We start from the raw sequence: 23,623 nt of genomic DNA, 5'->3' as shown, positions 1-23,623 counted from the left end.
GCGGTCAGGTTGATCCGTCCGGTTATGCCGCAATCCGGTCCGTGCTGCGCATCCGGCCGTTCCGCCGGCTGTGGATCGTGCTCGGCGCGGCCTCCTTCGGTGACTGGCTCGGCCTGCTGGCCACCGCCCTCTTCGCCGCCTCGCAGGTGCAGGGCAGCACCGCCCAGGGCGCGGCGTTCGGCGGGGTCACCGCGATCCGGCTGCTGCCCGCGCTGGTGCTCGGCCCGGTGGCCGGCGTCTTCGCCGACCGGTTCGACCGGCGCTGGACGATGGTCATCTGCGACCTGCTGCGCTTCGTGCTCTTCGCCTCCATTCCGCTCTACGCCCTCAGTGGCGCCGCAGGCGGTCTGGTGGTCGGCTGGGCGCTGATCGCCACCTTCCTGATCGAGTCGCTCACCCTGCTCTGGATCCCGGCCAAGGAGGCCGCGGTCCCGAACCTGATCCCGCGGGCCCGGCTGGAAGCGGCCAACCAGCTCACCCTGATCACCACCTACGGCCTCACCCCGGTCGCCGCCGCCATCGGCCTTGCCGTGCTCGACCGTGGCGTCCGTGGTGCCGTCGGCGGCGACCTGCCCTCCTGGGCCGAGCCGGCCCAGCTCGCGCTCTGGATCAACTCCTTCTCACGGCTCGCCACCGCGCTGGTGGTGGCATTCGGGATCAAGGAGATCAGCGAGGCGCAACGCGGTGAGGCCGAGCGTGCCGAGCAGAGCATGTTCCGGCAGTTCTCCGAGGGCTGGAAGTACATCGGCCAGACCCCGCTCGTCCGCGGCCTGGTGCTGGGCATCTTCGGCGCGTTCGCCGGCGGCGGCATCGTGGTCGGCACTGCCAAGTTCTTCGCCAACTCGCTGGGCGCTGGCGACGCGGCGTTCTCACTGCTCTTCGGTGCCATCTTCGTCGGCCTGGCGCTCGGCATCGGGCTCGGCCCGATGGTCGTCAAGGAGATGTCCCGGCGCCGCTGGTTCGGCATGAGCATCGTGCTGGCCAGCGCCGCTGTGATGACCCTCGCCTTCGCCATCCACCTGTCCATGGCTATCGTCGGCGCGGTGCTGGTCGGCGCCGGTGCCGGAATGGCCTTCCTGGCCGGCACCACGCTGCTGGGCGGCGAGGTGGCCGACGAGGTGCGTGGCCGGGTCTTCGCGGTGGTGCAGATCGGCACCCGACTGGTGCTGATCCTGGCCATCGGGCTGAGCAGCGTGTTGGTCGGTGTCGGCGGCTCCCGCAAACTGACAATCGCCGACCTCGGCATCTCCGTCTCCTCCACCCGACTGCTGCTGCTCGCCGCCGGTGCCGCCGGCATCTTCGCCGGGATCAGCGCGTTCGGCCAGATGGACGACAAGAAGGGTGTCCCGGTCCTCGCCGACCTGTGGGGCTCCATCCGAGGCCGTCCGCTGATGCCCGCCGAGCCGTTCGTCTCCGCCGGGCTCTTCGTGGTCTTCGAGGGCGGCGAGGGCGCGGGAAAGTCCAGCCAGCTCACCGCGCTCTCCGAGCGGCTACGCGGTCACGGCCGAGAGGTAGTGGTCACCCGCGAGCCCGGGGCCACCGGCGTCGGCCGGCGAATCCGGTCGCTGGTGCTGGACACCTCCGGCGACGACGCGCCCTCCCCCCGGGCCGAGGCGCTGCTCTACGCCGCCGACCGGGCGCACCACGTGGCCACAATCGTCCGGCCCGCGCTGGTTCGGGGCGGCGTGGTGATCAGTGACCGGTACGTCGACTCGTCCCTGGCGTACCAGGGCGCCGGCCGGACACTGCCCGTCGACGAGGTCTCCTGGCTCTCCTCCTGGGCCACCGGAGGGCTCAAGCCCGACCTGGTGGTGCTGCTGGACATCGAACCGCGCACCGGCCTGTCCCGGGTGGCCTCGCGCAACACCGGCACCGACCGGCTGGAGGCCGAGTCGGTCGCCTTCCACGAACGCGTCCGGTACGCGTTCCTCGACCTCGCCGCCGCCGACCCGAAGCGCTACCTGGTGCTCGACGCGTCCCGGCCGGCCGACGAGATCACCGGGCAGGTGGTCCGGCGGGTCGAGGAGATGCTCGGCAAGCCGGGTGGCATCGTGCACCCGCGGCCGGCACAGGGCCCGGACACCTCGGTGCAGCCTGAGTTATCCGACGCGGAGCTGGTGACGATGGAGCACAAGACCTGATGCCGGACGTCTTCGCCGACCTGGTCGGTCAGGACGAGGCGGTGGTCGAGCTGCGGCGCGCCGCCGCCGCGGCGGCCGCCGTGCTGCGTACTGGCGCGGCCGCGTTGGTCACCGCCGGCCCGGCCAGCGGTGACGAGCAGGCTGCCGACGACGCAGTGACCGGCGGGGTGGACCCGTCCACCGGGATGACGCACGCGTGGATCTTCACCGGGCCTCCTGGCTCCGGCCGCTCGGTCGCCGCACGGGCGTTCGCCGCCGCACTCCAGTGCGCGCACGGCACCGGCTGCGGTGAGTGCCCCGGCTGCCACACCACGATGGGCGGCACCAACGCCGACGTGCGGATGGTAGTGCCGGAAGGGCTCTCCATCGGCGTCGGCGAAATGCGCGCCCTGGTGCTCCGCGCGGCCAGCACCCCGTCCGGCGGGCGCTGGCAGGTGGTGGTCATCGAGGACGCCGACCGGCTCACCGAGGCCGCCGGCAACGCGCTGCTCAAGGCGATCGAGGAACCCCCGCCGCGGACGGTCTTCCTGCTCTGCGCCCCGTCCACCCACCCGGACGACATCTCGGTGACCATCCGGTCGCGCTGCCGGGTCGTACCCCTGCGGCAGCCGCCGGCAGCCGCGGTGGCCGAGGTGCTGGTTCGTCGGGACGGCATCGCGCCCGACGTGGCGCAGTGGGCGGCGGCGGCCGCGCAGGGCCACGTGGGTCGGGCCCGCCGGCTGGCCCGCGACCCGGAGGCCCGCAAACGACGCGAGGCGGTGCTCGCGGTGCCCCGCCGGTTGACAGGTGTCGGCGCGGCGTTCGACGCGGCGTCCGCGCTGATCGAGGCGGCCGAGGCGGAGGCCGAGGCGTCGGTCACCGAGGCCGACACGACCGAGCGTGCGGCACTGGAGACCGCGCTCGGCGCGGGCGGCACCGGCCGGGGCGCGGCCAGCGCCATGCGAGGCGCTGCCGGGCAGCTCAAGGAGCTGGAGAAGCGGCAGAAGTCCCGGGCCACCCGGGCCCAGCGGGACGCACTCGACCGAGCGCTGGTCGACCTCGCCGGCTTCTACCGGGACGCGCTCACCATGGCGCTGCGCGCACCCGTCGCGCCGGTGCACACCGACACGGCTGCCCTGGCCGGCGCCGGCGCGCAGAAGTGGGACTCCGAGGGGTCGCTGCGCCGGTTGGAGGCAGTGCTCGCCTGCCGTGCGGCGATCGAGGCGAACGTCAAGCCGAGGATCGCGGTCGAGGCGATGATGCTCGCCCTCTGGAAGGGCTGACCCGCACTCCCCGGCCGTTGTCCACAGGCATCGACAGGCCCGATTGTGGTGCGGTACGGTCCCTGTGCCGTGGTGACGGTGGCACCACACTGAGTGATGGATCACCCGGGAGGAGTCGGCCGATGCCGCGGGGGGAGATCGACGAAGCCTGGATCGAGGAGGCGGTGCGACGCTACCGCCGGATCGAGTCCCTCCAGGCCGAGTTCGACCAGGCGGTGTCGACCGTCGAGGTGACCGTCCGCTCGCCGGACGGCCTTGTCGAGGTGGTGGTCACCGCCGGTGGACGCATCACCGACGTCCGGTTCCTCGGGCCGCTGCACACCCGCAGTCCGCGCGACGTGGCCGGTTCCGTGCAGGCCGCGGTCACCGCGGCAGCCGACGCCGCCGAATGGGCCCGGGAAAAGCTGCACAACGAGACGTTCGCCGCCTACCGACCGCTCGCGGGGGCCTGAGATGGACACACTGCGCGCGCTCTCCGCCCGACTGGACGAGGCGAGCGCCACGCTCACAGTCGTTTCGCACACCGTCACCGCCACCGATCCGGCCCAGGCCGCGTTCGGCGCCGACGCACCGGGCCGCCCGGGCGAGATCGGTCGGGCGCTGCACCGGCAGTGGACCACCGCCACCGACGATCGGGCCCGGGAGGCCCGCGCCGCTGCCGGTCGACTGGCCGCCGCCGCGGCTGCCGTGCGGGAGGCCGCCGATCGCTACGCCGAGGTCGACCGGGCGGCCCGCCGCCGGCTAACCGGGGAACCGTGATGGACGCGCTGGACCGGCTCGCCGAGCCCGGCCTCGACCTGCTTCGCCGGGTGGACAGACTGATCGCGGCCGGCGTCCCCGAGGGGCACCGGGTCTGGCCGCTGCTGCGCCGCATGCAGGTGCTGCCGGGCGACGCGGTTCGCAGCTTCCTCGACCTGCACCCGGTGCCGCTCGCCAGCGCCGGCCACGCGGTGCGCCGGCTCGTCCGGGGGTACGACGACGTCTCCGCCGCGCTCACCGACTCGGTGCTCTGGTCCGGTCCGGCCGCCACTGCGTACGGGCAACAACGGGCGGCGCTGTTACGCCACCTCGACGAGGGGCCGGACAGCCTGGTCGGGCGACTCGAATCCACAGCCGGTTACGCCGACGCCCTCGCCGACTGGGTGGAGGGCAGCCGTCTTGCGCTGGCCCGCACGTTGGCCGACGTGCTCCGCTCGGCCGAAGCGGTCGCCGTGGTCGCCGCCACCGCCACCGGTGCGTCGACGCGCCCCGGGCCGGTCGGGCCCGGTGTGGCCGACGCCGCCGAAATCGCCGCACGGGTGCTGGCGGTGCTCTGCGTCGCGTACGACGGTGCGGAGACGCTGCTGCGTCAGTGGGCGCCGAGCCTGGCCGAGACCGCGTGGCGCCCGCCAACGGACGGCCGACCCCGCTACGACCAGCCCACCCGGGTCGGCTGGTAACCGAGCCCGGCCCTGCGGCCGAGGCGGTGTTGCCTCTGGCTGCGCTCGCGTTGCCCCGGTTCTTGGTCCTCTGGCTGCGATCGCGTTGCCCCGGACAGGCCACGGCGTCGCTCGCGGGCACCTGACCTGAAGCCGGCGCCCACGGCGACGCCGTGGTCTTCCCCCTGCACCCCCGCAGGTCTGCCTCCACTCAACGCCGCCGAGGCACGTCTTGTCTCCTGCCCGGCCCCGGATTCAACCGTCCGGGCGAGCAGCAACGGCACGACGGGACGTTCGGCAATAGGTCGAGTCGACGGTCATGAATGGGAGCGGGGCGTAGCCGGCCGCTGCGCTTCGCGGCGTGACCCGTCGTAGGGTGGGGGGATGGGCATGCTCTGCGCGGTCAGCTTCAACCGGTACGGGCGGCTCTACTACCTCGACCCGGGCGAGTTGCGTCCGCAGGTGGGCGACCGGGTGCTGGTTCCCACCGATGACGGGCCCGAGGTGGCGGAGTGCGTGTGGGCCGCGCAGTGGGTGACCGAGGAGACCGACGGCTTCCCCCGCCTGGTCGGGCTGGCCGGCGACGACGACCTCCGCCGGGACGAGGCGTTGCGTCGGCGCAAGGCCGAGGCCAAGGTCGCCGCGAAACGGCTGATCCGCTCGCACGGCCTGCCGATGAAGGTGGTGGCGGTCGACCATGTGCTCGGCTCCGCCGAGAGCGGCGGTGAGCGCAGCACCGTCTACTTCACCGCTCCGCACCGGGTGGACTTCCGGTCCCTGGTCCGTGACCTGGGCGCGACCCTGCACTGCCGGGTGGAGCTGCGCCAGCTCTCCGCACGCGACTCCGCGCGGGTGCAGGGCGGCATCGGCTCCTGCGGTCGGGACCTGTGCTGCGCCACGTTCCTCACCGACTTCGAGCCGGTGACCATCCGGATGGCGAAGGACCAGGACCTACCGCTCAACCCGCTGCGTATCTCCGGCGCGTGCGGTCGACTGATGTGCTGCCTCAAGTACGAGCACCCGCTGTACCAGCGCTTTCAGGAGACCGCCCCGGCGGTCGGCAGTCGGGTCTCCACCCCCGAGGGTGACGGCCGGGTCGTCGGCCACAGCGTCCCGAGAGACGCGGTGACGGTACGCCTGGACGCGGACGGCTCCCGCTCAATGTGCTCCCGCGCCGACGTCTGCGGTTCCCGCCAAGCCCACGACCAGCAATACACCCCCTAACCCCGCGCCCGTTCCCCTCCCGCCCGCCCCCCCGGCTCCCGCCCGCCGCTTAGCCCAGTTGATCAAGAAGTTTGCGTCAGGAATCGGGTCCGTCATGACTTGCCACCGCACGCCGTGCGGCGACGTCGGCGGCGAAGCCGGGGGAGTCGGCCGCCAGCACCCGCACCGCCGCGTCGGACAGCGTCGCCGGGTCGGGCAGCGCGCTCGGGTCGAGCACCATCAGCGGTGCCTCCAGCACGCTGAGCCCCGCCGAGCGGGCCACCGCCAGCAGCTCGGGGGCCGTCTCGTGCACCCATTCGAAGGCTTCTGGCAGGCCCAGCTTCCGCTGGCGCTCGCGGACCGAGACCACGTCGGCCAGCGACGGCGGCTCGGTGGCGTCGATCCGTGGGCGGGCGTAGAACGGCCAGCCGGCACCTTCGCGGACGAACAGCACCAGCGCGCCATGTTCCTCCGCACCGGCGACGTCGCGGGGCACCGCGTCGTAGAAGCGTTCCAACCGGTCGAAGACGTGCTTGTGTAGCGGATCCACCGCGCGAGACTACACGTCCCAGCCAGTGGACGGTGTGATCAATCTCGGGTGGCCGTGCGACCCCGGCCCTAACGTAGACTCAATAGACCCACGGGCCGACGTCGTCCCCACCATGATCCAACCTGAGTGACGACAGGAGGCCCGGTGGCTCAGCCGTACGCGGACACAGAACAGCCGCACCCGCACAGCCCGCAGGCGTCCCCGACGCCCCACCCCCGTCCGTCCGCCCAGGGTCTCTACGACCCAGCGCAGGAGCACGATGCCTGCGGCGTGGCCTTCGTGGCGGACCTGCACGGCCGGCGTTCACACTCGGTCGTCGCCAATGGGCTCGGCGCGCTCTGTCGGCTGGACCACCGGGGCGCCCGTGGCGCGGAGCCGAACACCGGCGACGGCGCCGGCATCATGATCCAGGTGCCCGACGCGTTCCTGCGCGCGGTGGCCGACGTCGTGCTTCCCCCAGCGGGCGAGTACGCCACGGGGCTGGTCTTCCTCCCGGACGACGATGCCGCCGAGGCGCGTGCCCGCCGGGTGGTCGAGAAGTACGCGCTGGTCGAGGGTGCCGACCTGCTCGGCTGGCGGGACGTGCCGATCGACCCGAGTGACCTGGGCGAGACCGCCCTGGCGGCGATGCCCCGGGTCCGGCAGCTCTTCCTGGCCGCGCACCGCCTCACCGACACGCCCGACGGGCCGGCCGGCTCCCCGCTGCGCGGCCTCGAACTGGACCGGGTGGCGTTCTGCCTGCGCAAGCAGGCCGAACGGGAGACCGCCGAGCGCGGCGTCCCGGCGTACTTCCCGTCGCTGTCCAGCCGCACCATGGTCTACAAGGGCATGCTCACGCCCGACCAGTTGCCGGCGTTCTACCCGGACCTGCGCGACGAGCGGGTGGACAGCGCCATCGCGCTGGTGCACTCCCGCTTCTCCACTAACACCTTCCCGTCCTGGCCGCTGGCGCACCCGTACCGGTTCATCGCCCACAACGGCGAGATCAACACGATCCGGGGCAACCGCAACTGGATGCAGGCCCGCGAGGCGCTCCTGCGCTCGCCGAACGTGCCGGGCAACATCCGGCGGGTCTTCCCGGTCTGCACCCCCGCCGCCTCCGACTCGGCGAACTTCGACGAGGTCCTGGAGTTGCTGCACCTGGCCGGCCGGAGCCTGCCGCACGCGGTGCTCATGATGATCCCCGAGGCCTGGGAAAACGACCCGGGGATGGACCCGGCCAAACGCGCCTTCTACCGCTTCCACGCCAGCCTGATGGAGCCGTGGGACGGTCCGGCGTCGGTGGCCTTCACCGACGGCGAGATCGTCGGCGCGGTGCTGGACCGCAACGGGCTGCGCCCGGGGCGCTGGTGGCAGACCGACGACGGGCTCGTGGTGCTCGGCTCCGAGGCGGGTGTCCTCGACCTCGACCCGGCCCACGTGGTCGCCAAGGGGCGCCTCCAGCCGGGCCGGATGTTCCTGGTCGACACGGTGGCCGGGCGGATCGTGCACGACGAGGAGATCAAGTCCGAGTTGGCCGCCGCCCAGCCGTACGGCGAGTGGCTGCACGCCGGGCTGATCGAGCTGAACGACCTGCCGGCCCGCGAGCACACCGTCTACACGCACGACTCGGTGCGCCGCCGGCAGCAGACCTTCGGCTACACCGTGGAAGAGCTGAAGATCCTGCTCGGGCCGATGGCCCGCACCGGCGTCGAGCCGCTCGGCTCGATGGGCACGGACACCCCGATCGCGCCGCTGTCCACCCGGCCGCGGCTGCTCTACGACTACTTCCACCAGCTCTTCGCCCAGGTCACCAACCCGCCGCTGGACGCCATCCGCGAGGAGTTGGTGACCAGCCTGGCGTCGACAATCGGGCCGGAGGGCAACCTGCTCGACCCGGGCGCCGCGAGCTGCCGGCAGATCGTGCTCCCGCACCCGATCATCGACAACGACGAGCTGGCGAAGATCCTCTCCATCGACGAGGACGGCGACCTGCCCGGCTTCAAGGCCGTCCGGGTCTCCGGGCTGTACCGGATCCGGGAGGGCGCCGCGGGGATCAAGGCGCGGCTGACCGAGATCTGCCGGCACGTCTCCGAGGCGATCGAGGACGGCGTGCGCATCCTGGTGCTCTCCGACCGGGACTCCAACGCCGACCTGGCGCCGATCCCGTCGCTGCTGCTCACCGCCGCCGTGCACCAGCACCTGGTCCGCGAGCAGACCCGTACGCGGGCGGCGTTGATCGTCGAGTCCGGGGACTGCCGGGAGGTGCACCACGCGGCGGTGCTGATCGGCTACGGCGCGGCGGCGGTGAACCCGTACCTGGCGTTCGAGTCGGTCGAGGACATGATCGCCACCGGCACGTTGGCCGGGGTGGAGCCCGCCGCCGGGGTGCGCAACTACGCGAAGGCGCTCGGCAAGGGCGTCCTGAAGATCATGTCCAAGATGGGCATCTCGACGGTCTCCTCGTACTGCGGTGCGCAGGTCTTCGAGGCGGTCGGCCTGGACAGCCGGCTGGTCGAGCGCTACTTCCGGGGCACCCCCAGCCGCATCGGCGGGGTGGGTCTCGCGGGCGTGCACACCGAGGTGGCCGCCCGGCACGCGCTGGCCTGGCCGCCGGCCGGCGCCGCCGCCTCCGACCGGTTGGAGGTCGGTGGCGAGTACCAGTGGCGCCGCGAGGGTGAGCTGCACCTGTTCAACCCGGAGACGGTCTTCCTGCTGCAACACGCCACCCGCAGCCGGCAGTACGACGTCTTCCGGCAGTACACCGCAAAGGTCGACGCGCTCGCGGCGCAGGCCGGTTCGCTGCGCGGGTTGTTCACAGTGCGCACCGGAGTTCGTCCGGCGGTGCCGATCGAGGAGGTCGAGCCGGCCACCGAGATCGTCAAGCGGTTCGCCACCGGCGCCATGTCGTACGGGTCGATCTCGGCGGAGGCGCACGAGACGCTCGCCATCGCCATGAACCGGCTCGGCGGCAAGTCCAACACCGGTGAGGGTGGCGAGGACGTCGAGCGGCTGCACGACCCGGCCCGGCGTTCGGCGGTCAAGCAGATCGCCAGCGGCCGTTTCGGTGTGACAAGCGAATACCTGGTCAACGCCGACGACCTCCAGATCAAGATGGCCCAGGGCGCCAAGCCGGGTGAGGGCGGTCAGCTGCCCGGCAACAAGGTGTGGCCGTGGATCGCCCGGACCCGGCACGCCACCCCCGGCGTGGGTCTGATCTCGCCGCCTCCGCACCACGACATCTACTCCATCGAGGACCTCGCCCAGCTGGTGCACGATCTGAAGTGCGTCAACCCGGCGGCCCGGGTGCACGTCAAGTTGGTCAGCGAGGTCGGCGTCGGCACCGTCGCCGCCGGGGTGGCGAAGCTCAAGGCGGACGTCATCCTGATCTCCGGCCACGACGGCGGCACGGGCGCCTCCCCGATGAACTCGCTCAAGCACGCCGGCACCCCGTGGGAGCTGGGGTTGGCCGAGGCGCAGCAGACGTTGTTGCTCAACAAGCTGCGCGACCGGGTCACGGTGCAGGTCGACGGCCAGCTCAAGACCGGCCGGGACGTGCTGATCGCGGCGCTGCTCGGCGCGGAGGAGTTCGGCTTCGCGACAGCGCCGCTGATCGTCGAGGGCTGCGTGATGATGCGGGTCTGCCACCTGGACACCTGCCCGGTCGGCATCGCCACGCAGAATCCGGTGCTGCGGGAGCGCTTCACCGGCAAGCCGGAGTTCGTGGAGAACTTCTTCCTCTTCCTCGCCGAGGAGGTCCGGGGGTACCTGGCCGAGCTGGGTTTCCGGTCGATCGAGGAGGCGATCGGGCAGTCCGAGGTGCTCGACGTGGCCCCGGCGCTGACGCACTGGAAGGCGCACGGCTTGGACCTGGCGCCCGTCCTGCACCTGCCGGAGCTGCCGGCCGGCGCGGCCCGACGCGGGATCCGCGCGCAGGATCACGGCCTGGATCAGGCGCTCGACAACGAGCTGATCGCGCTGGCCCGTCCGGCTCTGGCGGACGGGGCGCCGGTGCGCGTCGAGGTGGCGGTGCGCAACGAGCACCGCAGCGTCGGCGCGATGCTCGGCGGTGAGGTGACCCGTCGCTTCGGCGGTGCCGGCCTCCCCGACGACACCATCGAGTTCGTGCTGCACGGCACGGCTGGGCAGTCCTTCGGCGCGTTCCTGCCGCGCGGGGTGACCCTGCGTCTGCACGGCGACGCCAACGACTACGTCGGCAAGGGCCTCTCCGGGGGTCGGCTCATCGTCCGTCCGGACGCCGCCGCGCCGTTCCTCGACCCGGACGCCGAGCCGGGGCAGCGGGCCGAGGATCAGATCATCGCCGGCAACACCATCCTGTACGGGGCCACGGCGGGCGAGGTCTTCCTGCGCGGCCGGGTGGGGGAGCGGTTCGCGGTGCGCAACTCCGGCGCTACCGCAGTGGTCGAGGGCGTCGGAGACCATGGCTGCGAGTACATGACCGGCGGCACCGTGGTGGTGCTGGGCGCGACCGGCCGGAACTTCGCGGCGGGCATGTCCGGCGGCACGGCGTTCGTGCACCACCTGGATCAGGCCCGGGTCAACGCGGAGCTGGTCGACCTGTTGCCGCTGGGCGAGCAGGAGCAGTCGCTCCTGCACGAGTTGGTCCAACGACACGTGGCCGAGACCGGGTCGGCGGTCGCCGAGGAGCTGCTCAAGCGATGGCCGGAGGCGGTGGCCGAGTTCACCGCCGTGGTACCCCGCGACTACCGCCGGGTGCTGGAGATCATGCGGGCCGCCGAAGCAGCCGGCCGCGACGTCGACGACGCGGTCATGACAGAACTGACCGCGCCCGCTGTGCCGGCGATGCCGGTGCCGCCCGCCCCGCGGGTGGCTGCCCAGGAGGTGGCACGTGCCTGACCCGAACGGTTTCCTGCGCTACGACCGGCGGCTGCCGGCCCGCCGCCCGGTGCCGGTGCGGATCAGCGACTGGCGGGAGGTGTACCCGCCGGCCGGTGAGGAACTGGTCCGTGAGCAGGCCACCCGATGCATGGACTGCGGCATCCCGTTCTGCCACGACGGCTGCCCGCTGGGCAACCGCATCCCGGACTGGAACGACCTGGTGCGCACCGGCAACTGGGACGCCGCCGCGGAGTCGCTGCACGCCACGAACAACTTCCCGGAGTTCACCGGTCGGCTCTGCCCCGCGCCCTGCGAGGCGGCCTGCGTGCTCGGCATCTCCGGCGGTCAACCGGTGACCATCAAGCAGGTCGAGGTGGAAATCGCCGACGCCGCCGCGGCGCGCGGGTTCACCCCCCGTCCGGTGCCGGCGCCGTCGGGCCGGTCGGTCGCCGTCGTCGGCTCCGGGCCCGCCGGCCTCGCCGCCGCCCAGCAGTTGGCCCGCGCCGGTCACGCGGTGACTGTGTACGAACGCGACGACGCGATCGGTGGTCTGCTCCGGTACGGCATTCCCGACTTCAAGTTGGAGAAGCGGCACATCGATGCCCGGCTGGCCCAGCTCACCGCCGAGGGGGTGCGCTTCCGTACCGGCGTGAACGTCGGGGTGGACGTGACCGCCGAGCAGTTGCGTGCCGAGCACGACGCGGTGCTGCTGGCCTGTGGGGCGTTGCAGGGCAGGGACACGCCGGAGACCCCGGGGCGGGCGCTTCGGGGCGTACACCAGGCGATGGCGCACCTGGTCGCGGCGAATCGCGCGGTCGCCACGGCGGCCACCGACCAGGCCGGCGTGGTGGCCACCGCCGAGCGTCGGCTGGCGCGGGCGGTGTTGCCGGACGGCACCCCTATCGACGCGGCCGGCAAGCACGTGGTGATCATCGGTGGCGGTGACACGGCGGCCGACTGTCTCGGCGTCGCGCACCGCCAGGGCGCCGCGGGCGTGCACCAGCTCGACCTGTACCCGCAGCCGCCGCAGGAGCGCGACGAGGCACGGGACCCGTGGCCGACCTGGCCGTGGGTGCTGCGCAGCTACCCGGCGCACGAGGAGGGTGGCGAGCGGGTCTTCGCCGTGGCGGTGCAGGAGTTCGTGGACGACGGCACCGGTCAGGTGCGGGCGGTGCGGATCGCCGAGGTGACAGTGGAGAAGCGCGACGGCCGGCGGGTCGTCACTGTGGTGCCGGGCTCCGAGCGGGAGTTGCCGGCCGACCTGGTGCTGCTGGCGATCGGTTTCGAGGGCACCGAGCAGCAGCCGCTGCTGGCGCAGTTCGGCGTGGCCCGAAACCCTCGGGGCGCCATCGACGCCGGCGACGACTGGCAGACCGACGCCGACGGGGTGTTCGTGGCCGGTGACATGCACCGGGGCGCTTCGTTGATCGTCTGGGCCATCGCCGAGGGGCGGGCGGTCGCCGCCGCCATCCACGGCTATCTGGGCGGTGTTGGTGCGTTGCCGGCCCCGGTGGGCCCGGCCGCGCAGGCTCTCGCCGCTCGCTGAGGTACGGGCGCCCGGTCGGTGCGGCAGGTCCGCCACCGCACCGGCCGGGCATTCCCGCTGGTGAAGCCGCTCACAAAGGTGGGCAAAAAGGTTTAAGCCGGCAAGACTTGTCGGCTGCCGAACCGCGCCGCGATCGGTGTGAATGATCATGCTGCCGATCGCTGGAGGTCCGTCGTGGCCAGAGGTGCCACCTTCGCCGCGTTGCGCCACCGCAACTACCGGATCTGGGCGCTCGCCGGCTTCGTCTCCGTCATCGGCACCTGGATGCAGGTCCTCGGGGTCAACTGGTACGTCCTGAAGGAGACCGGCTCGGCGACGTCAATGGGCTTCGCCGTGCTGCTCCAGGCGGCGCCCACGCTGCTGCTCAGCGTCTGGGGCGGCGTGCTGGCCGACCGGCTGCCCGCCCGCCCGTTGCTGATCGCCGCCCAGGGCGCCCACGCGGTGCTCGCCGCCGGACTGGCGGCGGTCGCAGTGACCGGGGTCGGCGGCCTGCCGCTGATCTTCGCGATCTCGCTGGCCACCGGTGCCGTCTCGGCGATCGAAGGGCCGGTGATGGGGCGCTGGGCCGCCAGCCTCGTCGACCGGGAGACGCTGGGCAACGCGCTGGCGCTCGGCTCGCTCACCAACTCCGCCGGCCGCATCCTCGGCATGAGCCTCGGTGCCGTGGTGGTGGCCGCCGTCGGACCCGCCCTGCTGTTCGGCATCAACGCGGCCAGCTTCGCCGCAGTGGTGGTGGCGCTGTTCGCCGTACGCCCGGGAGCCGTGCCCGGCCTCTCGGCCCTGGACGCCGGCCGGGCACGGGGCGGTGTCCGCGCCGGGTTCGCCTACCTGCGTGGGCAGCCGGTGCTGCTCCTCGCGCTCGCCCTGTCGTTCGTGCTCGGCAGCCTGGGCCGCAACTACCAGGTGACAATGGCCGCGATGAGCGACGGGCCACTGAACGCCGGCGCCTCCGGGTACGGCCTGCTGTCGACGGTGTTCGCGGTCGGCACTGTGGTGGGCGCGCTCGTCGCGGCCCGCCGGCGTTCCCTGGGCTACCGGACGCTCGTCGTCGCGGGCCTGCTCGCCAGCGGGTTGCAGATCGTCGCCGGCCTCGCACCGGGCACCTGGAGCTTCGCCGCGGTGATCCTGCCGATCGCCGCCGCCGCGGTGGTCATCGACACCACAGTGGGCACCCGCGCCCAGCTCGACACCGACGGCGCGATGCGGGGCCGGGTGCTCGCCGCCCTGGCGGTCACCGGCTCGGTCTCCGCCGCGGTCGGCGCCCCGCTGCTCGGCTGGCTCGCCGAACACGCCGGGCCCCGGCAGACGCTCGTCCTCGCCGGAGCCGCAGCGGCGATCGCCACGACGGCGGCCGGCGTCGCCCTGGATCGGCAGCGTGGCCGCGCCGCGACCCTCGCGCTCGTCGTTCCGCGGCCCCGCCATCCGGTACGACGAGCGGCGTTCCGGGCCGCCCGCATGGTCCGGCCCGCCGGTGCGGTCTGCGTCATCGCGCCCGCCGAAGCCGGGGCGATGCGGTCGGGCGGAGTTCGGCTCCGGGAGTTGGTCACCGCCGGGCCGGTCGCGAACCGCTGAGACAGCGGTCACCCCCAGCGGCCCGCTTCCGGGACAGGGCGACACGAAGATCATCGTTACGCTGCGATCATGGACATAGAGGAGCGGCTACGGCGAACCCGCCGATGGCTGTGGATCGTGCTGATCGGGCTCTTCCTGAGTGGTGTCACAGCCTTCCCGCTGGAGATCGAGGTGCGCTGGCTGCTGCGCGTACTGGATCCGCTCGCCGGTCAACTGCCCGCTCTGGTCGCCTGGATAGAGCGGGTGCACACCGGGCTCGTGACGGCCGGCGAGGACTACCCGTTCCTGCTCTACGGCACCGACTGGTTGGCCTTCGCCCACCTGGTGCTGGCGGTGGCCTTCTGGGGGCCACTGCGCGACCCGGTGCGCAACGTCTGGGTGGTGCAGGTCGGCATGATCGCCTGTGCCGGCATCGTTCCGCTGGCCCTGATCTGCGGCCCGATCCGGGACATCCCCTGGTTCTGGACGGTCGTCGACCTGTCCTTCGCGGTCGGGGCGTTCCCGCCGCTCTGGTTCGCGTACCGGCACATCCGCGCCGTCGAGGCGAGCACGACCGAGGCGACAAACGCCCGGCCGGCCCAAACCCCGTAGAACCCCACCCGCCAGCACCGTCGGACGAGCTGCCGCACCCCCGCCGCGTCGATCATGGAGTTGTGGTGGGCGGAATGCCCACCGGTGCCCGGTCTGTGAGGCACCACAACTCCATGATCGACGCGGGCGTGGGGCTAGTGCGACATCAGGTGGTGCGACTCGCGGATCTTGGCCCAGGACTTCGGCTCGGTCGGCGGGGCGGCCTTACGGGCGGCGCTCGCCACGTCGGGCCGGCCGGCGGTGAACAGCCAGGTGGTGAACAGGTCGTCCAGGTCCAGCCCGGAGATTTGCTCGGCCAGTGCCTGGAACTGCTCGATGGTGCCGTTGCCGTAGCGGCGCTCGGCGGTCCAGGTCGGCAGGATCTCGAAGAACGCGTCGTCGCCGACGGCCAGCCGCAACTGGTGCAGGGTCATCGCACCCCGGTCGTAGACGGCGTTGTCGAAGATCCGAGCGGCACCCGGGGCGCCGGGCAGCACCTGCCAGAACCCGTCGTCGGCCGGGTAACTGGCGTAGGTGAAGTCGAAGACCTCCTGGGCGGTGCCCTCGCCCTGCTCCTCCGACCAGAGCCACTCGGCGTACGAGGCGAAGCCCTCGTTGAGCCAGATGTTGCGCCAGTCGGCCACCGAGACCGAGTCGCCGAACCACTGGTGGGCCAGCTCGTGCGTCACCACGTAGGTGTTGGCGCCGCGTCGCCAGAAGCCCGGCCCGTACACCGGGCGGGTCTGCGTCTCCAGCGCGAAGCTGATGCCGTCGATCGGCCCGGCCACGCCGCCCTGCGCCTCGAACGGGTACGGGCCGAAGATCCCGCTCCCCCAGTCGACGATCTCGGCGGTCCGCTCGATGCTGGCCCGCGCGGCCGGCCCGAGGGCCCCCAGCGAGGTGCTGTACGCGTTGATCACCGGCTGGCCGCTCGGGGCGGTGTCGGTGACTATGTCGTACTGGCCGATGGCCATGAACGCCAGGTAGGTGGCGGTGGGGGAGGTGGTCCGCCAGATCCACCGGGTGCGGTTGCCGGCCTCGGCCAGCGGCGGGCTCGGCTGCACGCCGTTGCTGATCACCTCGACGCCGGTGGGCACCGACACCGAGATGTCGTAGGTCGCCTTGTCCAGCGGGTGGTCGTTGCTCGGGAACCACCACCACGCGGACTCGGGCTCGTTGACGGCGAGGGCGCCGTCGTCGGTACGCGTCCAGCCGGTGTAGCCGTTGACCAGGGCCTCCGACGGGACACCGGAGTAGCGCACGACGATGGTGAGCTGCTGGCCCCGGGTCACAGTGCGGGCCGGGGTGACCACCAACTCGTGCGCACCAGCGGTGCTGGTGCTCGCCGCCCAACCGTTGACCCGAACCGACTCGACGTCGAGCAGGAAGTCCAGATTGAACGTCGAAAGGTCCGCGGTGGCGGTGGCGAGGATGGTGGTGGTGCCGGTGAGCAGGTCGGTGGCCGGTTCGTAGCGCAGCCGGACGTCGTAGTGCTCGACGTCGTAGCCGCCGTTGCCGTAGTCGGGGAAGTAACTGTCGCCCAGTCCGGGCGCGCCGGGTTGCGGCGCGGCCGAGACGACCGGACGGCCCCAGCCCGTCGGGGCGGCCTGGCCGGGGGTGCCGGCGAGCATGGTGCCGGCGGTGGTGAGGGTCAGGGCGGTGGTGGCCGCCGTGAGGACTCGTCGCACGGGGTGGACTCCCTCCATCGGGTGTTCGCCAGGCCAACCTAATCGACAACTGTGAACGTCGTCGGCCTGCCACACCCATCGGCGGTCGTCGCGCTCTGGCGTCCCTTGCACCGCAAGGTCACACTGTGTTGATCGGAGGTGACACGTGCGACGCTCGGAGTTACCCAATCGGGAGTTGATCGGCCAACGGCAGTCGACAGCGGGCCGGGAACGGCTGCCGGCCGGCGGCCTGGAGTTGTTCGCGCTGCTCGCCCGGCTGCTGCGGCGACCCCGTCGCGGCGATCGCCGGCTGCCGCTGCTGTGGCTGGTCCGCTCCGACACCGCGGATCTGATGGTGCCGCTGCGCCGGTTCCTCGGCCAGGGCCCACGGCGGCGGGTCCCGCACGCCGTGCTGGACGCCGACGCGCCGCCCGGCGCCGGGGACGTGCCGGCGCTGCTGCGCGAGCTGCACCGGCAGCTCTCCCTGGAGGCCTTCGGCGCCGCCCGGCTGCGCTTCCGGCACTATCCGCTCGCCGACTGGCTGATGCAGCAGAGCCTCAGCCTGGGCGTCGACGCCGACGACAGCCGCGCCGCCCTGGTCCGCCGCCTGCGCGACCGCAGGGGCCCGCGCACGCCGGAGGCGTTGCCCTCCGGCGGCGACGCGGTCAGCATCGTCTCCCAGGTGCTGCTCTGGCTGGTCCGTCGGGCCGTGCCGGGGGTGGTCTTCCGGGCTGCCGTCTCCGGTCGGGTGCCGGTGCTCGGGCGGCACTACAACTGGTTCATGCGTCAGCAGTACCTGGCGCCCCGGCAGTCGGTCACCTTCCTCGGCTTCGCCGAGCGCCTCACCGCGGGCTGGCGCGACGGGGAGCAACCCGACCAGGTCAACAAGCTGCTGCTGCACGCGTTCCTGGAGGACCTGCGGCAGGCGTACCGGCGTCGGCCGTGGCGCCCGTCGGACTGGCGGCGCACCGCGTACCCGGCTCTGCTGATCGACCACGTCGCCCCCGGCAACGTCGGCGGGGACCTGGTCCGACTGATCGGCGACGTCCGTACCGAGACCGGCCGCAACGACCCGCTGCTCGTCATCGCGTCCGGTGGGCGGCCCCCGCCGGAACTGCCCGAGCCGCACCCGTTGACCGAAGCCGACGAGGCATTCGACGAGTGGGTCGAGGCGCTGCCGGAGATGCGCCGCCTGCGCCGCCCGGCCGCCTGGCTCGTGGCGCTGCGCCCCGACGACACCGACACCGGCCCACCCTCCCGTGCCGGGGTGCGCCCCTTCTCCGCGCCCGACCCGCCGTGGTGGTCGCGACGCTTCCTGCCGACGGCGCTCTGCCTGGTGCTGGTGGCGGTGCTCGGCCTGTGGGTGGCCAGCCGGTGGGGACCGGGCTGTCACCCCTCGCTCACCGGCCAGGTCTCGGTCGAGGTGGTCGGCAAAGGCGAGTGTGTCGGCTACAGCGACAGCGCCTCGCAGGTGTTCAACAACGACCCCGGCCAGGACCGGCTGCGCACAGTCCAGAAGCGCATCTTCGCGCAGAACCGCGCCGCCGAGGAGGTCTGGCAGCGCAGCGACCGACGACGGCCCTTCCTCACCCTGGTCTACCTGGGCACCCTGACCGGCAATCTGACCCGCGCGGACGAGGAGTCGTACGTCTCCGAGCGCGAGGAACTCGAAGGCATGGCCACCGCCCAGTACGCCTTGCTGAAGGAGTCGGCCGGCGCCAACGGCGCCGCGCTGCTGCGGATCGTGGTGGCCAACGGTGGCCGCCAGATGATCTACGCCGACCGGGCGGTGGCGATGCTGGCCGAGCTGGCCCGGGACGACCCCACGGTGCTCGGCGTGGTCGGGCTGGTGGAGAGCCGCACCAGCACCGCCCGCGCGCTGCGCGAGCTGAACCAGGTCGGGCTGCCGGTGCTGGCGCCCACCCTCTCCGCCGACAAGATGGACGCCAACTCCCGCCTCTACCTCCAGATCTCCGCACCGAACAAGGACCAGGTGAAGCTGGTCGACGCGTACGCCAAGCAGGTGCTGAAGGTCGACGAGGCGCACGTCTTCTACACCACTCTGGAGGGCAGCACTCTCACCGAGGACCTCTACGTGGGCACCCTCGTCGACGGGCTCCGACAACAGTTCGGCCCCCGGCTCACCCGCCTCGACGCGTGGCGCACCGGGCAGCGGCTGACCGACGAGTGCGGCTACACCGGGATGCTCTTCTACGCGGGTCGGTGGTCGGAGTTCGACGGTTTCCTGCGGGCGTTGCGCGAGTGCGGCGGCAACCCGCCCCGACACCTCGTCGCCGACGACTCGGCCAACCGGTACATGGCCAACCCGGGGCTGCGCGCCGCAGCACCCGGCAACCTGCCCGTCACGTACGTCTCCAAGGCGGCCCTGGCCACCTGCGCTGCGCTGCGGGCCGCCCAGGACCGGCGCGACGACGACGCCCGGGCCAGCTTCCTGTCCTGGATCCAGGCCGACGACCTGCTCGACCCGCCGCGCTGCCGGCCCGGCTCCGAGGAGCAGGTCGGCGAGCGGGTCAGCCTCGCCTACGACGCGTCGATGATGCTGGTCCGGGCGGTGGAGAGCCTCGCCGCCCGGCTGCACCACGCCGACCCCCGGCAACGCTGGAAGCCGGATTCGGTGAACCCGGTGGGCGTGCACGCGGAGGTGCTCCGGCAGAACGCCGGGCAGGGCTACCCGGGCGTGGCCGGGCTGATCCGGTTCACGCCCGACTCGGGGGAGCCGGTCGACAAGCGGCTGGCCCTGATGCGTGTGGAGCAGGTGCCCGACGTGGCGAGGGCGCCGGTGGAGGTGTTCCGCTGCGGGGCCGCCGACGCCTCCGGCCCGGCGGCGTGCGGCCCCGCCTGACCGGTCCCGCGTGACACGTCCTCGCAGGACTGTCCGGGTGCCGCCGGTGTCCGTTAGGGTTCCTGGGACCAGGCGGCCGTGGCGTTGGGGGCAGAGGGTGGGCAGGCTCGCGTCGGCGTACGGGCAGGCGGTCAACTCCCACCGGGCGGCTCGGGCGCATCTGGACACCGCCCGCAGCGCCCTGGGGGCGGCACCGACCACCGTCGCGCCGGTCGGCGCCGACGACCTGGTGACCCGCCTCGCCCGCCTCGGCGCGGCCCTGGCAACCCCCGCCCCGGGCGTCACCCCGCTGACCGACGATCCGGCCGCGGTGCGGATCGGCGAGGCGTCCACAGCGGACGGCGCCTTTCCGGTGCTGGTCCCGCTCGGCGGCGGCCACCACCTCGCAGTGGACACCGACGCCCGCGACCCGCAGGTCGCCGGGCTGCTGCGGGCGCTGGTGCTGCGGCTGGTCGCCACCGCGCCGCCCGGTCAGGTCCGCGTCGCCGGCATCGACACCGCAGCGCTCGGTGCCACCTTCGGCCCGCTGCGACCGCTGCTCGACGCCGGGGTGCTCGACCCGCCGGCCACCGGTGAGGCCGAGGTGGCCGCGCTGCTGGACGCCGCCGAGCAGCACGCCCGCGCCGCGCAGCACGGCCAGCAGGCCGCCCGCCGACTGCTGGTGGTGGTCGCCACCGCCGCACCGCCGCCGCGCGAGCTGGCCCGGCTCGCCGCGCTCACCCACGCGGGCCCGGCCGCCGCCGTGTGCGTGCTGCTCGCCGGCCACCCGCCCCGGCTGCCCGGCGAGACCGCGCCGCCGCTGGGCGGCACCACAGCGGTGCGGCTCAACCAGGGGTACGCGCACGTCGGTGACCCGCCCGGCACCCCGTTCAGCCCCGACGGCAGCGGGCTCGCCGCGCCCGTCCTGCTCGATGGCGACCCGCCGCCCGCCTCGGTACGCGCGCTCGCCGAGCACCTCGGCGCCGCCAACCGTCGCGCCGACGCGTTGCCCTTCACCGACCTGCTGCCCGAACGGCGTTGGGCCGAGTCCGCCGGCAACGGTCTGCGGACGGTGATCGGCCGGGCCGGCGGCGCCTCGACGGTGGCCGGCGACACCGCGCTGACGCTCGCCTTCGACGACGCCACCCCGCACTGGCTGGTCGGCGGGCGCACCGGCGCCGGCAAGACCGTCTTCCTCCTCGACGTCCTCTACGGGCTGGCCGCCCGCTACTCGCCTGCCGAGTTGCAGCTCTACCTGCTCGACTTCAAGGAGGGCGTGAGCTTCACCGAGTTCGTGCCCACCGGTCGGGACCCGTCCTGGCTGCCGCACGCCCGTGCCGTCGGCATCGAATCCGACCGCGAGTACGGTCTCGCGGTGCTGCGCGAACTGCGCCGGGAGGCGCAGCGCCGGGCCACCGCGCTCAAACGGCACGGCGTCACCAAGCTCGCCGACCTGCCCCCTGACAATCCGCTGCCGCGCATCGTGACGGTCATCGACGAGTTCCACGTGCTGCTCGCCGGCAACGACGCGCTGGCCCGCGAGTCCGTCGACCTGCTGGAGGAGTTGGCCCGCAAGGGCCGCTCGTACGGCATCCACCTGGTGCTCGCCAGCCAGAGCATGACAGGCATCGAAGCCCTCTACGGGCGCGCCGAGGCGATCTTCGGACAGTTCGCGTTGCGGGTGGCGCTGCCCGGCGGTGGCGGGGTGCTCGACCAGCTCAACGACGCCGCGGCGGCCCTGCCGATCGGTTCCGCCGTGGTCAACACCGCCGCCGGCGCGGTCGGCGCCGACACCGTGCTGCGCTTCCCCGACGCGCACGCCGCCGCGGCGGACCTTGCCGCGTTACGCCACGACCTGTGGCAGGCCCGCCCGCCGGGCTCGCGGGCACCGGCGGTCTTCAAGGGGTACGAAGCGGCGCGGATCGAGGACGACACCACCTTCGGCGGCCTGCGCCCCGGTGGTCGACGCCCGATGGCCCTGGTCGGCCGAACCGTCGACGTGCACGGCACCACCGCACTGTTCCTGATGGACACCACCCCCGGCCGGCACCTCGCCGTGGTGGGCACCGCACCGACCGGCGCGGACGTGCTGCGCGCCGCGACACTCAGCCTGGCCCGCCAGCACACCCCCGGCGACGCGCGGTTCCACCTGGCCTGCCTGGTCACCGTCGCCGACCCGGTCGCCGACGACACCGAAACGCTGCTGCGGGCCGCCGGCCACCCGGTGCACCGCCTCGACGCGGCCGGGCTGCGCGACCGGATCGCCGTGTTGGCCGCCGAGCCCACCGGCCGCGAATACCTTGTGGTGTTCGGCATGGACGCCGCCGCGCCCGTGCTCGGTGCCACCGACCCCGGCACGTTCCGCTCCGGCCTGGACGACCTGCGTACCGTTCTGCGCCAGGGGCCCGCGCAGGGAGTGCACCTGCTCGGCTGGTGGCGAGGCCTCCGCCGACTCGCCGACGACCTCGGCGGCACCCAGAACCGCGACGACGTCGCCTGCCTGGTCGCGCTCAACGTGCCCGGCGCCGAGCTGGCCCTGCACCTCGGCGCGCACGACCTGACCTACACGCCCCGCCCCGACCGGGCGCTGCTGATCGACCGGCACGACCAGCGCACCCGGCTGATCGTCCCGTTCGTCGGCGACGGGCACGACCCGGACGGGGAGCGGTGACAGTGTCCTTCGAGGAGTACGCGGCGCTGGCTCGACAACTCTCCGACCAGCACCGCGCCGGGGAACAACACGCCGCGGCCGAATCCGCGCGCCGCCGCGACCTGCACGCCGCCGTCGACTACCTCCAGCAGCGGCTGACCGCCCAGGGGCAGCGCCTCGACCAGCTCGGCCGAGCCATCGGCATCGACCAACCACCCGCCACCCCCGCCGCAACGGCGGGACGGCCCGGCGAGACCGTTGCCTGGCCCGGTCCACCCGGGTCGCCCTCCGCTGCCGGTGGCCCTTTCTCCGCACCCGGAACCGGGGACGGGGAACCCGCCGGCGCAGCCGGCGCGCCGGGGCGGGCGGGGGTCGGGGCGTACCCCCAACTGCCGGCGGGGGAGGCGCGGCTGGCGCTGCCGACGGCGGTGAGCCCGGCGGGCGGCGGGGTACCCGCGCAGCGTGCGGCGGCGGCCGACCCGGCGGTCGAGTTGGAGCTGGCCCGGCGGATGGCCGACGAGGCCGACCGGCACGGGCAGCAGGCGGAGTTGCTGGCCCAGCGGCCGGCGCTGCTGCCGACGTGGTCGCCGCTGGCCCGGGCGGTCGCCGTCTACGCCGGGTGCGGCGCGGCGGCCGGGGTGCTCGTGCTGATGCTGGTGCTCGCCTCCGGTGTCGGTCTGGTGGACGGGTTCACCCTCGGCGCGTGGATCTGCGCGGGGTTGCCGGCGGTGGCGTTCTTCGGCGGGTACCTGGTGCTGGGCCGGTGGGGGCGACCCGCGATGGTCGCCGGCACCCCGCCGCGCTACCTGCCGCTCGGGTTCCTGATCTGTTTCCTGGTGGTGCCGATGGCCTACTGCGCGTACCTGCTGATGGTCCGCGGCCTGCGCTGATGACTGACCTGGCATCCGGTCTGCGCTTCGCCGCGCAGCCGGTCGTCAGCGTGTTCGTGCCGGGCGTCACGGCCCGGGTGCCGGAATTCGCCGACGGCGGCGTCGTGCCGCTCGACGTGCAGACCTACTCCCTCGAGCGGGACGAACCGTACGCCCGTGTCGCCGAGTACGACCTGGTCTTCGACGAACTGCCACCGCTCCTGCACCGCTACCTGGCCCACTGCCTGCGGGTCGCCTGTGCCGCCGGCGACACAGTGGTCTGGCTCGGCTTCGAAGGCTCGTTCCACTTCGACCACCTCCTCACCGAGGCAGTCGCGTCGCAGGTGTACGGGGTCTGCGCGCCCGGCGGCGAACCTGTCGTGGCCCCGGATCTGCGAACCCTCCGAACACCGGAGTGGCGACTGGTCGTCACCGCCCACGGGAGCCTGCTGTAGGGGCGAGACCTCCGCGGCGCCTACACGCTGACCCCGGCT

Annotated in this window: 15 protein-coding genes and 1 pseudogene; 14 read left to right on the top strand and 2 right to left on the bottom strand. The window is 73.1% G+C overall.

Annotation, left to right across the window (positions count from 1 at the left end):
• Positions 1-41: 41 nt before the first annotated feature.
• From tmk to ricT, 6 genes are all read left to right on the top strand, one after another.
• The gene (gene tmk, locus AB0C20_RS06505; protein ID WP_357188926.1) at positions 42-2,141 is read left to right on the top strand and encodes a dTMP kinase; all 2,100 of its coding nucleotides are present in this window, start codon (positions 42-44) and stop codon (positions 2,139-2,141) included.
• Positions 2,141-3,403, top strand: a complete 1,263-nt coding sequence (locus AB0C20_RS06500; RefSeq protein WP_357567525.1) for a DNA polymerase III subunit delta' — start codon at positions 2,141-2,143, stop codon at positions 3,401-3,403. The genes tmk and AB0C20_RS06500 overlap by 1 nt, the downstream gene beginning before the upstream one ends.
• A 122-nt stretch (positions 3,404-3,525) precedes the next feature.
• Complete coding sequence (locus AB0C20_RS06495; protein WP_007454690.1) at positions 3,526-3,855, top strand: YbaB/EbfC family nucleoid-associated protein; 330 nt, start codon at positions 3,526-3,528, stop codon at positions 3,853-3,855.
• A 1-nt stretch (position 3,856) separates the two neighbouring features.
• Entirely contained in the window at positions 3,857-4,162 is a 306-nt protein-coding gene (locus AB0C20_RS06490) for a hypothetical protein (protein WP_357188900.1), read from the top strand.
• Positions 4,162-4,842 (top strand): hypothetical protein, encoded by a 681-nt coding sequence (locus AB0C20_RS06485; RefSeq protein WP_328651296.1) that lies wholly within the window; start codon positions 4,162-4,164, stop codon positions 4,840-4,842. The genes AB0C20_RS06490 and AB0C20_RS06485 overlap by 1 nt, the downstream gene beginning before the upstream one ends.
• A 363-nt stretch (positions 4,843-5,205) precedes the next feature.
• Entirely contained in the window at positions 5,206-6,045 is an 840-nt protein-coding gene (gene ricT / locus AB0C20_RS06480) for a regulatory iron-sulfur-containing complex subunit RicT (protein ID WP_238684762.1), read from the top strand.
• A gap of 97 nt (positions 6,046-6,142) precedes the next feature.
• On the opposite strand, the pseudogene AB0C20_RS06475 reads toward ricT, so the two are convergent.
• A pseudogene (locus AB0C20_RS06475) lies at positions 6,143-6,574 on the bottom strand (GNAT family N-acetyltransferase); the annotation flags it as partial.
• A gap of 144 nt (positions 6,575-6,718) precedes the next feature.
• On the opposite strand from AB0C20_RS06475, the gene gltB reads away from it, so the two are divergent.
• The 4 genes from gltB to AB0C20_RS06455 all read left to right on the top strand — a co-directional run bounded on the left by gltB (position 6,719) and on the right by AB0C20_RS06455 (position 15,122).
• Entirely contained in the window at positions 6,719-11,431 is a 4,713-nt protein-coding gene (gene gltB / locus AB0C20_RS06470) for a glutamate synthase large subunit (RefSeq protein WP_357567524.1), read from the top strand.
• A complete protein-coding gene (locus AB0C20_RS06465; protein ID WP_357190053.1) occupies positions 11,424-12,959 on the top strand; it encodes a glutamate synthase subunit beta in 1,536 nt (511 codons plus the stop codon). Before gltB ends, AB0C20_RS06465 begins: the two co-directional genes overlap by 8 nt.
• Before the next feature lie 174 nt (positions 12,960-13,133).
• Entirely contained in the window at positions 13,134-14,531 is a 1,398-nt protein-coding gene (locus tag AB0C20_RS06460) for an MFS transporter (protein ID WP_357190055.1), read from the top strand.
• A gap of 69 nt (positions 14,532-14,600) precedes the next feature.
• Complete coding sequence (locus AB0C20_RS06455) at positions 14,601-15,122, top strand: hypothetical protein (RefSeq protein WP_357567523.1); 522 nt, start codon at positions 14,601-14,603, stop codon at positions 15,120-15,122.
• 134 nt (positions 15,123-15,256) lie between these two features.
• Here AB0C20_RS06455 and AB0C20_RS06450 read toward each other — a convergent pair whose 3' ends face one another.
• Positions 15,257-16,789: a M1 family metallopeptidase gene (locus AB0C20_RS06450; protein ID WP_357190059.1), complete on the bottom strand. Its 1,533-nt coding sequence runs from the start codon at positions 16,787-16,789 to the stop codon at positions 15,257-15,259.
• A gap of 145 nt (positions 16,790-16,934) precedes the next feature.
• On the opposite strand from AB0C20_RS06450, the gene AB0C20_RS06445 reads away from it, so the two are divergent.
• The 4 genes from AB0C20_RS06445 to AB0C20_RS06430 all read left to right on the top strand — a co-directional run bounded on the left by AB0C20_RS06445 (position 16,935) and on the right by AB0C20_RS06430 (position 23,584).
• Positions 16,935-19,631 (top strand): hypothetical protein, encoded by a 2,697-nt coding sequence (locus AB0C20_RS06445; RefSeq protein WP_357567522.1) that lies wholly within the window; start codon positions 16,935-16,937, stop codon positions 19,629-19,631.
• Between the two features lie 97 nt (positions 19,632-19,728).
• A complete protein-coding gene (locus AB0C20_RS06440) occupies positions 19,729-22,281 on the top strand; it encodes an FtsK/SpoIIIE domain-containing protein (RefSeq protein WP_357567521.1) in 2,553 nt (850 codons plus the stop codon).
• Positions 22,278-23,150 (top strand): hypothetical protein, encoded by an 873-nt coding sequence (locus AB0C20_RS06435; RefSeq protein WP_357567520.1) that lies wholly within the window; start codon positions 22,278-22,280, stop codon positions 23,148-23,150. The genes AB0C20_RS06440 and AB0C20_RS06435 overlap by 4 nt, the downstream gene beginning before the upstream one ends.
• A complete protein-coding gene (locus AB0C20_RS06430) occupies positions 23,150-23,584 on the top strand; it encodes a hypothetical protein (protein ID WP_357190067.1) in 435 nt (144 codons plus the stop codon). The genes AB0C20_RS06435 and AB0C20_RS06430 overlap by 1 nt, the downstream gene beginning before the upstream one ends.
• Positions 23,585-23,623 lie beyond the last annotated feature (39 nt).

The organism is Micromonospora sp. NPDC048843, from assembly GCF_040649965.1.
GTDB lineage: Bacteria > Actinomycetota > Actinomycetes > Mycobacteriales > Micromonosporaceae > Micromonospora > Micromonospora hortensis.
This window is presented reverse-complemented; position numbering and strand designations above follow the sequence as displayed.

Coding starts and splice junctions, on each gene's coding strand:
- ricT (WP_238684762.1), top strand. CDS start 5,206: ATGGGCATGCTCTGCGCGGTCAGCTTCAACCGGTACGGGCGGCTCTAC.
- AB0C20_RS06490 (WP_357188900.1), top strand. CDS start 3,857: ATGGACACACTGCGCGCGCTCTCCGCCCGACTGGACGAGGCGAGCGCC.
- AB0C20_RS06495 (WP_007454690.1), top strand. CDS start 3,526: ATGCCGCGGGGGGAGATCGACGAAGCCTGGATCGAGGAGGCGGTGCGA.
- AB0C20_RS06485 (WP_328651296.1), top strand. CDS start 4,162: ATGGACGCGCTGGACCGGCTCGCCGAGCCCGGCCTCGACCTGCTTCGC.
- AB0C20_RS06500 (WP_357567525.1), top strand. CDS start 2,141: ATGCCGGACGTCTTCGCCGACCTGGTCGGTCAGGACGAGGCGGTGGTC.
- AB0C20_RS06430 (WP_357190067.1), top strand. CDS start 23,150: ATGACTGACCTGGCATCCGGTCTGCGCTTCGCCGCGCAGCCGGTCGTC.
- AB0C20_RS06455 (WP_357567523.1), top strand. CDS start 14,601: ATGGACATAGAGGAGCGGCTACGGCGAACCCGCCGATGGCTGTGGATC.